The organism is Ruegeria sp. S84 (assembly GCF_056583445.1).
The window spans coordinates 1138729-1153097 of record NZ_CM152618.1; the positions used below are offsets into that span (position 1 = coordinate 1138729).

15 protein-coding genes, 3 tRNA genes and 1 pseudogene are annotated in these 14369 nt (G+C 55.3%); 12 read left to right on the forward strand and 7 right to left on the reverse strand.

The features are described 5' to 3' along the window. Positions 1-119: 119 nt before the first annotated feature. Complete coding sequence (locus AC1DFB_RS05725) at positions 120-431, forward strand: DMT family transporter (RefSeq protein ID WP_170562909.1); 312 nt, start codon at positions 120-122, stop codon at positions 429-431. Positions 432-496: 65 nt separating this feature from the next. Then, positions 497-943, forward strand: a complete 447-nt coding sequence (locus AC1DFB_RS05730; RefSeq protein WP_480601653.1) for a nucleoside deaminase — start codon at positions 497-499, stop codon at positions 941-943. Between the two features lie 9 nt (positions 944-952). On the opposite strand, the gene tpiA is transcribed toward AC1DFB_RS05730, so the two are convergent. Beyond that, positions 953-1702 carry a triose-phosphate isomerase gene (gene tpiA / locus AC1DFB_RS05735; protein ID WP_170465411.1) on the reverse strand — a complete coding sequence of 250 codons (750 nt, stop codon included), beginning with the start codon at positions 1700-1702 and terminating at the stop codon, positions 953-955. A 120-nt stretch (positions 1703-1822) separates the two neighbouring features. Between tpiA and AC1DFB_RS05740 the strand changes: the two genes are divergently transcribed. Then, positions 1823-2737 (forward strand): isopenicillin N synthase family oxygenase, encoded by a 915-nt coding sequence (locus tag AC1DFB_RS05740; protein ID WP_170393214.1) that lies wholly within the window; start codon positions 1823-1825, stop codon positions 2735-2737. Here AC1DFB_RS05740 and AC1DFB_RS05745 read toward each other — a convergent pair. Beyond that, positions 2734-3099 carry a HesB/IscA family protein gene (locus AC1DFB_RS05745; protein ID WP_480922310.1) on the reverse strand — a complete coding sequence of 122 codons (366 nt, stop codon included), beginning with the start codon at positions 3097-3099 and terminating at the stop codon, positions 2734-2736. The two genes, AC1DFB_RS05740 and AC1DFB_RS05745, sit on opposite strands and share 4 nt — an antisense overlap. A 164-nt stretch (positions 3100-3263) precedes the next feature. Between AC1DFB_RS05745 and AC1DFB_RS05750 the strand changes: the two genes are divergently transcribed. Then, positions 3264-3587 (forward strand): hypothetical protein, encoded by a 324-nt coding sequence (locus AC1DFB_RS05750; protein ID WP_170405485.1) that lies wholly within the window; start codon positions 3264-3266, stop codon positions 3585-3587. A 305-nt stretch (positions 3588-3892) separates the two neighbouring features. On the opposite strand, the gene AC1DFB_RS05755 is transcribed toward AC1DFB_RS05750, so the two are convergent. The 3 genes from AC1DFB_RS05755 to AC1DFB_RS05765 form a co-directional block, all read right to left on the reverse strand. Next, a complete protein-coding gene (locus tag AC1DFB_RS05755) occupies positions 3893-4255 on the reverse strand; it encodes an SUF system Fe-S cluster assembly protein (RefSeq protein WP_170393211.1) in 363 nt (120 codons plus the stop codon). A 95-nt stretch (positions 4256-4350) separates the two neighbouring features. Further along, positions 4351-4629 (reverse strand): NfeD family protein, encoded by a 279-nt coding sequence (locus tag AC1DFB_RS05760; protein ID WP_480922311.1) that lies wholly within the window; start codon positions 4627-4629, stop codon positions 4351-4353. Continuing rightward, positions 4629-5519, reverse strand: coding sequence for an SPFH domain-containing protein (locus AC1DFB_RS05765; RefSeq protein WP_170393209.1), 891 nt, complete (start codon positions 5517-5519; stop codon positions 4629-4631). The genes AC1DFB_RS05760 and AC1DFB_RS05765 overlap by 1 nt, the downstream gene beginning before the upstream one ends. 175 nt (positions 5520-5694) lie before the next feature. Here AC1DFB_RS05765 and AC1DFB_RS05770 point away from each other — a divergent pair, with 175 nt between their 5' ends. The 4 genes from AC1DFB_RS05770 to lon all read left to right on the forward strand — a co-directional run bounded on the left by AC1DFB_RS05770 (position 5695) and on the right by lon (position 10945). Further along, positions 5695-6606 (forward strand): nucleoside hydrolase, encoded by a 912-nt coding sequence (locus AC1DFB_RS05770; RefSeq protein WP_480922312.1) that lies wholly within the window; start codon positions 5695-5697, stop codon positions 6604-6606. A 63-nt stretch (positions 6607-6669) separates the two neighbouring features. Then, positions 6670-7800: a tRNA guanosine(34) transglycosylase Tgt gene (gene tgt / locus AC1DFB_RS05775; protein ID WP_480922590.1), complete on the forward strand. Its 1131-nt coding sequence runs from the start codon at positions 6670-6672 to the stop codon at positions 7798-7800. 92 nt (positions 7801-7892) lie between these two features. Beyond that, the gene (locus tag AC1DFB_RS05780; RefSeq protein WP_170405494.1) at positions 7893-8303 is read left to right on the forward strand and encodes a DUF6636 domain-containing protein; all 411 of its coding nucleotides are present in this window, start codon (positions 7893-7895) and stop codon (positions 8301-8303) included. 233 nt (positions 8304-8536) lie between these two features. Then, positions 8537-10945: an endopeptidase La gene (gene lon / locus AC1DFB_RS05785; protein ID WP_170393206.1), complete on the forward strand. Its 2409-nt coding sequence runs from the start codon at positions 8537-8539 to the stop codon at positions 10943-10945. Between the two features lie 51 nt (positions 10946-10996). On the opposite strand, the gene AC1DFB_RS05790 is transcribed toward lon, so the two are convergent. After that, positions 10997-12583: an APC family permease gene (locus tag AC1DFB_RS05790; RefSeq protein WP_170635659.1), complete on the reverse strand. Its 1587-nt coding sequence runs from the start codon at positions 12581-12583 to the stop codon at positions 10997-10999. Between the two features lie 248 nt (positions 12584-12831). Between AC1DFB_RS05790 and AC1DFB_RS05795 the strand changes: the two are divergent. Then, a pseudogene (locus AC1DFB_RS05795) lies at positions 12832-13060 on the forward strand (hypothetical protein). 75 nt (positions 13061-13135) lie between these two features. On the opposite strand, the gene AC1DFB_RS05800 reads toward AC1DFB_RS05795, so the two are convergent. Beyond that, a tRNA-Val gene (locus AC1DFB_RS05800) sits at positions 13136-13210 on the reverse strand. 213 nt (positions 13211-13423) lie between these two features. On the opposite strand from AC1DFB_RS05800, the gene AC1DFB_RS05805 reads away from it, so the two are divergent. The 3 genes from AC1DFB_RS05805 to AC1DFB_RS05815 all read left to right on the forward strand — a co-directional run bounded on the left by AC1DFB_RS05805 (position 13424) and on the right by AC1DFB_RS05815 (position 14298). Then, positions 13424-13500, forward strand: a tRNA-Asp gene (locus AC1DFB_RS05805). A gap of 52 nt (positions 13501-13552) precedes the next feature. After that, positions 13553-13629: transfer RNA gene (locus tag AC1DFB_RS05810), tRNA-Asp, on the forward strand. A 102-nt stretch (positions 13630-13731) separates the two neighbouring features. After that, positions 13732-14298, forward strand: a complete 567-nt coding sequence (locus AC1DFB_RS05815; protein ID WP_170393203.1) for a methyltransferase domain-containing protein — start codon at positions 13732-13734, stop codon at positions 14296-14298. The last annotated feature ends 71 nt before the right edge of the window (positions 14299-14369 follow it).

Consider the following 14369-nt stretch of genomic DNA (forward strand, 5'->3'; position numbering starts at 1 on the left):
CCGCCCGGTTTTTTTGTCTTGAAACTGATGCCCAAACGCATATCTGAGGGTCAGAGGACGACCTCACCATCATGGACGATTATTCGGGACGACCCGATCTCGGAAAGTGAGGTGTTCTTATGCCCTGGATATTACTATTGTTTGCTGGCCTGCTCGAAATCGTCTGGGCCGTCGCGATGAAGCAGACCGCTGGTTTCACGCGGCTGTGGCCGACGGCGATCATGGGTGTTGCGATGATCGGGTCATTTGGCCTGCTTGCAATGGCCATGCGGGATCTGCCGCTTGGCACCGCCTACACGATCTGGACCGGGATCGGCGCAGTAGGGGCGTTCACTATTGGCATCCTATTCCTGGGTGAAGCGCTGACGCCCATGCGGATCGGCGCTGCGGTTCTAATCGTGACGGGTTTGGTCATCATGAAACTGGCCTAAGCGTTGACCGCCGTTGTGGTGTCGGGCAGCTTTGCGAAACAACTCCGAACAAAGGACACCTGCATATGCTGACCGACACCGATGTACGCTTGCTGCGCGTCGCCTATGATGAGGCGAAAGCTGGACTTGAAGAAGGAGGCTGCCCAATCGGTTCAGTGCTTGCGCGGGGTGGTGAGGTCGTTGCGCAAGGGCGTAATCAGCGTGTCCAACTGGGCGACCCGATTGCCCATGGGGAAATGGATGCGCTGCGCAAGGCAGGGCGGCAGAAGACCTATCGCGATACTGTGCTCTATACCTCGCTGTCGCCTTGCATGATGTGTTCTGGCACGATCGTACAGTTCGGTATCCCGCGTGTTGTGATCGGAGACACCGTGAATTTTGGCGGCAATGAGGACTTCCTGCGCGACCGCGGTGTCGAGGTCATCATCGCTGATGACCCGGACTGCATTGCATTGATGAAGCGTTTTATCGAAGAGAAGCCCGCGCTTTGGGCCGAAGATATTGCCGAATGAGCTTGGCGATCAGGCGCTTTCAAGCGCCTGAATGATGCCCGAGAAATCATTTGCTTTCAGACTGGCGCCACCCACCAACGCTCCGTCAACATTTGAAACGCCAAAAATCTCGGCAGCATTACCGGGTTTGACCGATCCGCCATACAGCAGGCGGACTGACCGGCCGACACCTTCGCCAAATCGGCGTTCCAGACGTGCTCGTATGAAATCGTGCACTTCTCCGATCTCTTCCAAAGTTGGAACCTTACCGGTGCCGATGGCCCAGATCGGCTCATATGCGACAATCAGGTTCTCGCCTGTCGCTTGATCCGGGATCGAACCTGACATCTGTCCACCGATGATATCCAGAGTATTTGCTGCTTCGCGCTGCTCAAGGCTTTCACCGACGCAGATGATCGTCTTCAGGCCTGCATCCATGGCGGTGCGGGCTTTGGCACGGATGTCTTCGTTCTGCTCAGCATGATCTTCACGGCGCTCGGAATGGCCAAGGATCACTGCGCTTGCCCCTGCATCCAACAGCATCTCGGCACTCAGATCCCCGGTATGCGCACCCGAGAGCGCCGCGTGGCAGTCTTGGCCACCAACGGTAATGCCCGAACCTTCAACTGTATTTGCCGCGCGATGAAGCAAAGTGGCTGGTGGGCATATCAGGATTTCTACCGCAGAAGATGGGTGCGAGGCTTTCAACGCTTCCAACTCGCTCAGCGCAACGCCAGTTCCGTTCATTTTCCAGTTGCCTGCCGCCAACTTACGCCGCATCGCGATCCCTCCGGTTTTCTGCTTTGAACCCTCGGATATCACCCGCAGGCGGGGCTGACAATTCCGGTTGCATAGCGCTACGTGTCGGGACACATTGCGCGCGTTGTTGCGGAGGATGGCATGATAGACGATCTCGATCTCGCCAAATTGGATCTGCGTGATCCAGCTGAGATGGAAAAGCTGAGACATGCTGTTCGCCAGATCGGATTTCTAACAATCTCCAATTCCGGCCTCGATGCCGCCCGTGTGCAGCTGGTGATTGACGCGTATCGCGATTTTTTTCGTCAACCCGATGAGATCAAGCAGAGCGTCGATATGGCAGCTACGGGTGCCAACCGCGGTTGGGGTGCGCCGCGTTCCGAACAGGTGGATCTCAGGGCGAACCCGGATTTCAAAGAAGTCTTTGATAGCGGTTTTGAACTGCCAGCCGATGATCCCTATGCGGGGCGCGGATTAAGTGTGTATGCCCCAAATCTCTGGCCAGACGGGGCCGACGCCTTTCGGAGAACGATCCAGAGTTACTATTCAGACGCCTGCTCAGTTGCCATTCGCGTTTTGCGCGCGATTGCGATTGCCATCGGTAGGGATGCAAACAGTTTTGATGCGGCCTTTGATACACCAATGGCGCTGCTGCGCGGTAACTTCTATCCGCAACGCCCTGATTGGGCGGGAGAAAAGGACTTTGGTATCGGCGCGCATACGGATTATGGCTGCCTGACTTTGCTGGCCACGGACGGCACACCGGGTCTGGAAGTTCGTATGCCTGATGGCGATTGGCAAGCTGTAAACGCCACGCCGGGACAATTCATCATCAATTTCGGGGAGATGCTGGAGTTTTGGACGGCAGGAGAAGTCAAAGCGACCGAGCATAGAGTCAAAGGCAGCGTGAACGAGAGGATCTCGGTTCCGTTGTTCTTTAATCCTTCTTACGACACAAATGTTGCGCCGCCGGGTTCATACGCCACGATCCGCGCCGGAGAGCACCTGACGCGGCGATTTAATGAGACCTACGTCCACCTAAAAGCTGCGAGTTAGCGTTGTTCAGCCAAGGTTTCGTCGAACTTAATCGATTCTCCGCATCCGCATGCATCGACTACATTCGGGTTCCGGAACTTGAACCCGGCCTCAAGCAGTGAAACCTCGTAGTCGATCTCGGTTCCGAACAGGAACATCTGTGCCATGGGGGCGATCATAACACGCGCGCCATCCTGCTCGACCACTTCGTCGTTCGGGTCGGCATCATCGACGTAGTCCATGGTGTATTCCATCCCCGCACAGCCGCCTTTCTTGACGCCAATGCGCAATCCGGTGTGACCGCCGGATTTCATCAACCGAACAATCTGTTCAGCAGCTTTAGGTGTTATGGTCACGGCTTGTTTGCCGGGAATGCCAAACATGGTGGGCTCCGTTATCGCGCGTTATCTCTAATCTAAGGCCGACACGCGCCGGGCTCAAGAGAGAGCCTGTTCAAATACACACTCCGCGCAGGGTTGTCACGATGGTGCGCGAAGCTTTAGCGTATCTGAAGTAAAGGACAGGCATTCCAGAGAGGTTTGGATCGATGAGAGCGCAGAACTGGGCAGGAGCAGCCATTTTCACATCTATGTTGCTGGCGTCCGCGTCTGCGGCATTTGCGATAGATGACACAAAACGGCACCCGGTCAACTGTGCTACCGCACCTGGTGATCTGCGCGCAATCGCAGCTGAAAAGAAACATGCCGAGGACCAGCAGGCTGAAAGCGTGTTCTCGATCCTCCCTGCCGGTGCCTTGCTGGGTCTCGTCACAGGAACCGAGAGCAAGCACCTGAAGATGCTGTCAGGCGACTATATAAAAGAGCTGGACGCGCGCGCTGCTGAAATCAAATCGACCTGTAACATAGAATAATCAAACAAAAAGGGCCGCTCTCGGGCAAGAGCGGCCCGGAATGGGCCCATTGAATGGGGGATGGCTATGGTCAGAGGCCCATGCAATTCACGAAGTATGTCAATTTAGCGGGGCAATCGGATAAGACGCCCGCGACTCAACATCCTGCGCCAGCACGTCCAGCAGATCGAAAAAACGCATGCTTAATCACTGGGTCAGTACCTGAGGTCCTTGTGACCCAGCATTGTGACAACATGAAAACGGTTAAGTAACACGCAGTACACCGTTTTGTAACATCGCCATGTTTTTTGTGGGTAAATCGGGCGTTACATGAAACCCAGCTCAAGCCGGGCTTCATCTGACATCATTTCCATGCCCCAAGGTGGCTCCCAAGTCAGTTCGACGTCGACCTCTTTGACGCCTGCAACGGGTTCGATTGCTTCCACGATCCAACCGGGCATTTCGCCTGCGACAGGACAACCTGGTGCAGTGAGGGTCATGATCACCTTGACCGCGTTTTCTCCGGTGATGTCGATCGTATAGATCAGACCGAGATCGTAGATATTGACTGGTATTTCTGGGTCAAACACCGTCCGGCAAGCTTCGACCACGGGTTCGTAGAGCGGGTGATCGATGGTCGAGGGAGCGATCAGGGGGCTGCCTTCGAACTGTTCACTGGGGTGGGTCATTGATGCCTCGGGTCTGTTACCTGAGAAATTATATAGGGAAAGTGCCGGGCAGCGTCCAGAGGTGCCGTGGCGCCTGATTTGGGCGCCACGACAGATCAGTCGTTGATGTCGTGCCTGAAGGTTTTGACCTGACCGTGCGGCAGGGCAAACATACGGCGCAGAACCAGCCATGCGACCAGTGACAGAACAGCAAATATCAACAGCAGAACGGGCAGGGATGGCGTGAGGCCAGGGATCAGCAAAACCACTCCGGTAATGGCTGCACCGATGGCAAAACCCAGGAAAATGAAGCCGGGCAGCGCGACCTCAAGGATGCCCAGAGCAAGCGCTCCGGCCAACCAAATCCACCACGTCAGCCAGAAAGGATCGGCCATCATTTTCCTCCTTTAAGCATGTTAAAGGCATTGCCGAAGGCTTCAAGTGCGTTTGCAGGCACAACGATGGTCTGCGAGCCGGTGCCGTTGCCTAGGGCGTTCAGCGATTCCACCTGTTTCAACGCAACCTGATACTGTGCCGCTTCCAGCCCGTTGTCTTGAATGGCCTTTGCCACGACCTGAGTCGCATAAGCTTCGGCCTCAGCCGAGATTCGGCGGGCCTTGGCGGTCTGCTCTGCCGCATAAAGTTCGGCATCTGCCTGCAGTTCAACGGCACGCTTTTGGCCCTCGGCCTCGGTGACCTGTGCGCGGCGGGCACGTTCGGCGTTCAATTGCTGCAACATCGCGTCACGAGTGGCCTGATCGAGGTTCACGTCCAGAATCTCGGCGCGGGTTACTTCGATCCCCCAATCGTCAACAGCGGTTTCGACACTTTCCTGAATACGTTCAATCAGTTGCGCCCGGTTCGATTGCACTTCATCCAGGTCCATCTTACCGATCTCGGCGCGGACGATACCGGCTACAGTCGTTGCAATCGCACCGTCGACATCGCGGATGCGATAGACCGTCTTTTCCGGCTCGAGAATGCGGTAGAACACCGAGGTATCGATCTGCACCAGAACATTGTCCTTGGTAATTGCGTCTTGCGTTGCGTTTGGCAACTGACGCTCAAGGATGGATATCTTGTGGCGGGCAACATCTAGAAAAGGAACGATAAAATTGATCCCGGGCCCAAGCACCGAATGCAGGCGGCCAAACCGTTCAACAACGTATTTCTCGGATTGAGGCACGATCTTGATGCCCTTGAAGATGACAATGGCAATAAGCGCCGCTGCCAGCAGGTAGATAATGTTCGAAGTAATCAGTCCGATAATCTGGTCTTCTATCATACTGTCCTCATTTATTGTGTACTATGGTATACATATTGGGATTGAATCGCTCAATTTCAACTCTGGTATGGATTGTACAGGCTGGAATGCAAATCTGTGAAAGCGTTCATACCGGCCAGAAATTCCCTTTTGTGGCAGCTTTGCATCCCACTGGTGTTTGCGTTATCGGACGAGGATGAAACTGATAATAGATACGGACCCCGGCATCGACGACGCAATGGCCATTGCCTATGCCGCCGCTGCGTCCGAAATTGACCTGATCGGTCTGACCACCGTGTTCGGCAACACCCATGTGCATCAATCCAGCCGCAATGCGCGGTTTCTGGTGGACAAACTAGGGCTGGGCATTCCCGTGGCCCAAGGCGCGCCATTCGCTTTGGGAGAGACCACGCATTCACCTTCGGAACATGTGCATGGCCCCGAAGGTTTTGGTGACCTGACCAAGATTGATGAGATCGGTGAAAACCACGCCCTGTCCGCCGCAGAGTTTCTTGTCGACATGGCGCGCAGCCATCGCGGAGAGCTGGTCGTATGCGCGGTTGGGCCATTGACCAATATCGCTCATGCCATGCGATTGGACCCTGAGTTTACAGAGAATCTTGGCAAGCTCGTCATCATGGGCGGGGCCGTGTACTGCCCGGGCAACATCACCGAACATGCCGAGGCGAATATCTATCACGATGCCAAAGCTGCAGACGAAGTCTTTGCCGCGCCGCCGCCTACGATTCTGGTGGGATTGGATGTGACTCTGAAAACGCTCTACGAGACCGCTGATTTTGAGGCGCTCGCTGAACGTTCCCCTGACATGGGTGGTTTTCTGCGTGATATCTCGCGCTTCTATCTAAAGTTCTACAAAGAGATCGGTGGGCTTGAAGGGTGCGGACTGCATGACTCGACTGCCGTTATCGCCTGCACCCATGAACCGATGTTCGAAATGGTCGAAACGGGTTTGCAGGTGGCGTTGGACGGGGTTGAGATCGGTGCGACTCGTCCTGACCCTGCACGGCCACCAGTGCGAGTGTGCCGGGATGTCGATGGGGCAGGGGTGGTGCGCCTGTTTACGGACCGTGTAGCCTCGCTGCCCTGACGGGTTGCAATGCCCTTGCAGATCGGGCAAAGCCTGCCCGGTTCAGCGATCCAAGGCGTTACCATGACCCAGCGATTTTCTTTCGACCTGAAAGCCACCGATGGCAAGGCCCGCACAGGCGTGATCAACACGCCGCGCGGTGAGGTGCGGACGCCGGCGTTCATGCCTGTGGGCACAGCCGCGACCGTCAAGGCGATGATGCCGGAAAGTGTGCGCGCCACGGGTGCCGATATTCTGTTGGGCAACACCTATCATCTGATGCTACGCCCAACGGCCGAGCGGATCGATCGTTTGGGAGGCCTGCACAAATTCATGAACTGGGACCGGCCCATCCTGACGGATTCTGGCGGATTTCAGGTGATGTCGCTGGCCGGTCTGCGCAAGCTGACCGAGAAGGGCGTGACCTTTAAATCTCACGTCGATGGCTCGAAGCACGAATTGACGCCGGAACGGTCGATGGAAATCCAGCGGCTTTTGGGCTCGGACATCGTCATGTGCTTTGATGAATGCCCTGCGCTGCCCGCCGATCGCGACCGTATCGCCGAGTCCATGCGCCTTTCGATGCGGTGGGCCGCGCGGTCGCGCGAAGCGTTTGGAGACCGCCCCGGACATGCCCTGTTTGGGATCATGCAGGGCGGGCTGGAACAGGATCTGCGGGAAGAAAGTGCCGAGGCGCTTAAGCAGGTCGGTTTTGAAGGCTACGCCGTCGGCGGCCTTGCCGTGGGTGAGGGGCAGGAGGCCATGTTCAGCTGCCTTGACTATGCGCCTGACTTCTTGCCCCAGGATAAACCGCGTTATCTGATGGGCGTAGGCAAGCCTGATGATATCGTAGGTGCCGTTGCACGTGGGATAGATATGATGGATTGCGTTCTACCTTCGCGGTCGGGTCGCACCGGGCAGGTGTTCACGCGTTATGGTGTGGTCAATATCAAGAACGCCCGCCATGCTGACGACCCACGCCCGCTGGATGAGAACTGCACATGCCCCGCGTGTTCAAGTTATTCTCGCGCCTACTTGCATCACGTGTTCCGCTCGAATGAGATGATCTCGGGCATGCTGCTGACTTGGCACAATCTGCATTACTTTCAGGATATCATGCAGAGAATGCGGGACGCGATTTCACAGGGCACATTCGCAGAGTGGCAATCGCAATTCCACGCGCTTCGGGAGCAAGGCGATATTGAACCGCTGTAGATTGTGGCCATTGCGGTGACAAACGCGGTATTTTTTGCTATACTGTTCGCGCATTATTTACCATTTTCATTTGTTTTGTTCAGGAGGATTCAATGCCTCGCTTTATTGTTTCTATCGCAATCGTTCTTTGCGCATCGACATCTCTTGCGGATGTCTGGACCTTCGAAACCCCGTCCGAGAATATTCAGTGTGTCGTCGGGCAGGGGGCGAGTGTTTCGGACCTGTCTTGCACTATAATTGAGCGGAGTGGTGCGCCTGCGTTCCCGCGCCCGGCGGATTGTCAGTCGGACTGGGGACATGATTTTTTCATGACCAATACGGGCGCCGTCCGCATGCTGTGCCAACCAGTCAGCCATAACCGGGATGGATTTGACCGTGCAGACTACGGCGTAACCGGAGAGTTTGGCGGGTTCGTTTGCCATTCCTCGAAAAAGGGCTTGGAATGTAGAAACGAAGTCGGTCATGGCTTCTTTTTGTCGCGAGCTAAGCAGAGGGTGTTCTGATCCACGCTGGATGATTTGTTGCCCGTTTTAATGCTGGGTTCGCTAAAATCGGTGGATATGTCTGTCGGATGCCTTGAAGTCCCCAAATCATCCGGTCATGCTGCATCACGACAAACGACGATGAGGTTGAAATGGGGGAACAGGTGCCCCACCTTTATCGTCCAAGACAGGAGATGGCCAAAGGTTGCCTGAATCAGGGACCAGCGCCGTCTTGCCAATGATAAGGATAGAGCATGCAAGAGCCTCTGAATTCCTCATACCCCGTCCTGCCGCTGCGCGATATCGTGGTCTTCCCACATATGATCGTGCCGCTGTTCGTGGGCCGTGACAAATCGGTCCGCGCCCTGGAAGAGGTGATGCAGGATGACAAGCAAATTCTGTTGTCCAGCCAGATTGATCCTGGTGAGGATGATCCGGAAATCGACGGTATCTACCGCTCGGGCGTTCTGGCCAACGTGCTGCAACTGCTGAAACTGCCCGATGGCACCGTGAAGGTGCTTGTCGAGGGGCAGGCGCGGGTGCAGATCACAGAATTCCTTGAAAACGATCAGTTTTTCGAAGCGCGCGCCGAGTATCTGACCGAGATTCCGGGCGATGTCACCACGACCGAAGCACTGCTGCGCACCGTCGCCGATGAGTTCGAGCGCTATGCCAAAGTGCGCAAGAACATCCCCGAAGAAGCGCTGGCCGCTGTTGGTGAAACCACCGAGCCTGCAAAGTTGGCCGACCTTGTGTCAGGTCATCTGGGCATCGAGGTTGAACAGAAACAGGAACTGCTTGAGACGCTCTCGGTGAGCGAGCGGCTTGAGAAGGTCTATGGCCTTATGCAGGGCGAAATGTCGGTTCTGCAGGTCGAGAAAAAGATCAAGACCCGCGTCAAATCCCAGATGGAGAAGACGCAGCGCGAGTACTATCTGAATGAGCAGATGAAAGCCATTCAGAAGGAGCTTGGCGATGGTGAGGACGGCAGCAACGAAGTTGCCGAACTGGAAGCCAAGATCAACGAGACCAAGCTGTCGAAAGAGGCGCGCGAAAAGGCCGAAGGTGAGCTGAAAAAGCTTAAGAACATGTCGCCCATGTCGGCTGAAGCGACCGTTGTGCGCAACTATCTGGACTGGATCCTGTCACTGCCGTGGGGCACCAAATCTCGCGTTAAAAAGGATCTGGGTCGCGCGCAGGACATTCTGGACGCCGATCATTATGGACTTGAGAAAGTCAAAGAGCGGATCGTCGAATATCTGGCGGTTCAGCAGCGCTCGAAAAAGCTGAAAGGCCCGATCCTGTGCCTTGTTGGCCCTCCGGGTGTGGGTAAAACCTCGCTGGGTAAATCGGTCGCAAAAGCCACGGGGCGCGAATTCATTCGCATCTCGCTGGGTGGTGTGCGCGACGAATCTGAGATTCGTGGCCACCGTCGGACTTATATCGGGTCGATGCCCGGCAAGATCATTCAGGCGCTGAAGAAGGCGAAAACCACAAACCCTCTCATCCTGCTCGATGAAATCGACAAGATGGGGCAGGATTTCCGTGGCGATCCAGCCTCGGCGATGCTGGAGGTGTTGGACCCGGAACAGAACAACACGTTCATGGATCATTATCTTGAGGTCGAATATGACCTGTCCAACGTGATGTTCCTGACCACGTCTAACAGCTACAACATGCCTGGGCCTCTGCTAGACCGGATGGAGATCATCCCGCTGGCCGGTTACACCGAAGAGGAAAAGAGCGAGATCGCCAAGCAACACCTGATCGACAAACAGGTCAAAAACCATGGTCTGAAAGCCAAGGAGTTTGAGCTGACCGATGAGGCGCTGCAATCGATCATCCGCACCTATACCCGCGAGGCGGGTGTGCGGAACCTCGAACGCGAAATCGCCAAAGTGGCGCGGAAATCGTTGACCAAGATCATCAAGAAAGAGGCGGAGACCGTAAAGGTGACGCCCGACAATCTGGATGATTTTCTTGGAGTGCCCAAGTTCCGTTATGGCTTGGCTGAACAGGACGATCAGGTTGGTGTAGTCACTGGCTTGGCCTGGACTTCGGTCGGTGGTGATCTGCTGCATATCGAGGCTCTGAAACTGCCCGGCAAAGGGCGGATGAAGACCACTGGTAAGCTGGGCGATGTGATGAAGGAATCGATCGACGCGGCGTCGTCTTACGTCCGATCAATTTCGCCTCAGATCGGGGTTAAACCGCCGCAGTTCGACAAAATCGATATCCACGTGCACGTGCCCGATGGTGCGACGCCAAAGGATGGTCCGTCTGCGGGCTTGGCTATGGTGACCTCGATTGTTTCGGTCCTGACCGGTATTCCTGTGCGCAAGGACATCGCCATGACAGGCGAGGTTTCGCTGCGCGGCAACGCGATGCCGATTGGCGGGCTGAAAGAAAAACTGCTGGCTGCCCTGCGTGGCGGGATCAAGACCGTCCTCATTCCCGAAGAGAATGAAAAGGATCTGGCAGATATTCCCGACAACGTGAAAGAAGGGCTGGAGATCATCGCGGTCAAACACGTCTCGGAAGTACTGGAGCAAGCGTTGATACGTAAGCCCGAGTCAATTGAGTGGGATGAGGCCGCTGAAGAGGCCGCTGCCGCTGCCGCCAAGGCGGCCGAAGGGGCAGGACCGTCGGCAACAGCCCACTAAGCCTGAAACAGATTAATTAGAAAGGCGGGGTCATTCCCCGCCTTTTTTTGTTCAAAGTCCAATGACAGGTTTGGCCGGGTCCAGCACCTCTTCGTTTTCGATGTAAGCCTGGAATTTTTTGTCTGACAGCGCCGAGCGTACGGCGAGCGCAAAAATCACCGCCGAAAATGCCGCACACAGCACAATGTCCCAACCAAACGGGATCTGCTTTTGCGCGCCTTCTCCAAACTGACCCATGTAAGAGATCAGCCCCAAACCACAGAAATAGGGCATCAGCCAAAGCGCCTCGGTTGCGTCCATTTCATCGAGCCGATTGTGAAAGCGGATCAGCAGCAGCGCCATGCCGATGAGTAGTGCAATTCCCAGCCTCCAGACCGTGTCCCATCCGCTCCAGTAGACGATCAGGGTTGAGATCGCGAAGGCCGTGAGCCCGACAAGTTTGACGGCGGGAATACGGATTGAGCGCGGGCGGTCAGGCATCAGATCGCGTAAGCACACCACGGCGATTGGGCCGACCGCGAACGAAAGCACAATGGCGGCCCCGTTCAGGGCGATTACGGTTGCGAACGGGACCGTCAGTAAAAACAGAGTGCCAATCAGAAAGTTGAGAGCCAAGGCCCAAAGCGGTACTCCGAACGATGACAAGATCTGCAAACGTTTCGGCAGGAACCCGTTTTGCGACAGGGCCAGAGCGATACGGGCGTTCGATCCTGTTGCAACCAACCCATTGCCAAACGGGCCGATGACTGACCCGACGTTCAGCAAGCTGAGGAACCACAATATTCCGACAGACATTATGACGCCATCCAAGGGACCTTGTCCGCCAAAGTTGAGGCTTGCCCAACCATTGCGGATCATCGCGGGATCAAGCGCGCCGATAAAGGCCACCTGTAATCCAAGGTAGATCAAGGCACATAATACAATGGATAGAACCAGAGCGGCCGGGATGTCGAATTTTGGGTTTCGAACTTCTCCTGCCATATCAACAACATGCCGGAAACCTATAAAGGAAAAGATCACCCCACCGGTTGATACTGCGGCCATGATGCCTTTCAGGCCGTAGGGGGCGAAACCGTCAGGGGCGGAGAAATTCTGCACGTCAAAGCGGGTCGCGATCAACAACACGGACAAAACTATCGGAATGGCAATCTTGGCCCAGGTCAGCGTTGCATTTACCTGTGCAAAAAATTTCACGCCCAGTGCGTTCACAGCGACGAACAGCAACATGAACAGCAAGGCGACCGAAACACCAGCGCCGGTCAGTTCGCCGGTATCTGCGGCGTGGAGCCATGACGCGTAGGGTGCGAGGTATTTAAGCATGGCTTCAACTTCGATCGGAGCGGTGGTGTTGTAGCCAATCCAGGCCGTCCATCCCATCGCCATCGACACGATGTTGCCGTGTGAGAACTGAGGGACGCGTGCGATTCCGCCTGGGATAGGTAACATCGCTGAAATCTCGGCGAATGTTATTGCCAGTATGAACATCGCAACGGCGCCAATAATCCAAGAAAGAACCGCGGCGGGGCCTGCGTGTTGCACGGCGAGCAGGGGGCCGAAAAGCCAGCCTGACCCAATGATTCCTCCAACCGAAATGAAGGTCAGGCCGACCAGGCCAATTTCCCGCTTCAGTTTCGCCATGTTATTTCTCGCCCAAAGAGGGGTGCCTTATTGGTGGCTATGACATCAGGATAAGCAGGCCACGGGAAACATCGCAAGTGCCACATATCATGCGGAAAATTCGCGAGAACGAGGTCTGCCCGATTCATCTTCTAAATCCTGCTGGGCGTGTTCTTCGAAACGCGATCGCCGGCAATAGGTATTTGAAGTGGAATCGACTCGGAACATGAGGCACGCTGGTCGTCTGTGCCAAGGTAGGAGAACCCAGGATGCCTCTGTACAATGATATGTTCGAGCTTTCGGTCGAAGATATGGATATAATCAGAAGAGGCCATGCGTCATGCCATAGCTTCCAGATCGAATGTCCCTGTTGACGAGAGGGTAGAAGAAAGGGAAACCCGTGAAGACTTTGTGCGCAAGGCACACGACCTTCTGGGGCGTCTGCATGACCAAAAGGTTTTTTATCGTCCTAAATCCGGCGTGTATGTCGGAGGATGACAGCATTGTGCTCGCAGCGTTGAACCAAATGGCTCCAAAACGCTTCAACTATGCCGCATAAGCATTTGAATAATATGGTGGGTGATAAGAGATTTGAACTCCTGACATCTTCGATGTGAACGAAGCGCTCTACCACTGAGCTAATCACCCATAGCGGCGTTTGATACAGCGGCTTGTGTTTCGCCGCAAGTTCAAAGCGTTCAAATTGCAGCGCGTCAGACGAAATCCGGTTTTCACACATTGCCCGCCAAGTCGGATAGATCGGAAAAAATCAGGTTCGAGCAAAAAACTTGAAAACGCCGCTTGACGATGCCGGGGTGTAGCCATAATACACCCCAACGTTCAGAGATGAACGGGCAGTGGGCGGTTGTAGCTCAGTTGGTTAGAGTACCGGCCTGTCACGCCGGGGGTCGCGGGTTCGAGCCCCGTCAACCGCGCCATCGCTGCCAGCCTTTGATCCGGGCAAACGGATCGCACATAGACCCTAAATGCGCGGTTGTAGCTCAGTTGGTTAGAGTACCGGCCTGTCACGCCGGGGGTCGCGGGTTCGAGCCCCGTCAACCGCGCCATTTCCTTCGATTTAGAAAGTCATACGCCCTTGTGGGCGTTTTTTTGTGCCGACATCTTACTGATCTTATGGTTTATTGCCTGCAAAACATCAGGGGCAAGCAGTGACCAGTCTAAATCGAGTCATCATGGCACGGCGCAGCCGGCAGTGGGTCCGCGGCCTGAAGCCGGAAACACTTGATGTCATTGAGATTTCTGGTTCGTGGGGTAAGCAATTTGGATTTTGCAGCTATGAACAGATTTGGCATAAGCAACATGATATCTGCACCGGACCCGTTCTGAACAAACAACAGCAGGTGCGAAAGGTCGATCTGGTTTTGGCCAATCAGGTGTGGGAGCACTTGGATCGCCCGGTTGAAGCCACGCTGAACGTGCTAGAGATGCTAAGACCCGGAGGGTATTTCTGGCTGGCCGTCCCGTTCTTCATTCCGTTTCACGCCGCTCCGCATGACTGTTCGCGCTGGTCTGCGCGCGGATTGAAAAACCTGCTCACTGAGTGTGGGTTCGACCCGGATCTCATCCGGGCCGAACAGTGGGGCAATCGGCACGCCGCTTTGCGCAATCTCGAACTTGAATGGCCTCCTGTTTATGACCCTGAGACAGACAATTTGGAGAACGATCCCGATTTTCCAATCTGCGCATGGGCTCTGGCTAAGAAAACCAGTGCTTAAGCCGAGTGTCGAAAAATCGCCTGTTCTTACTTTGTTCTAATTTTTTGGTTGGAGACTCAGCCGCTCTCGCC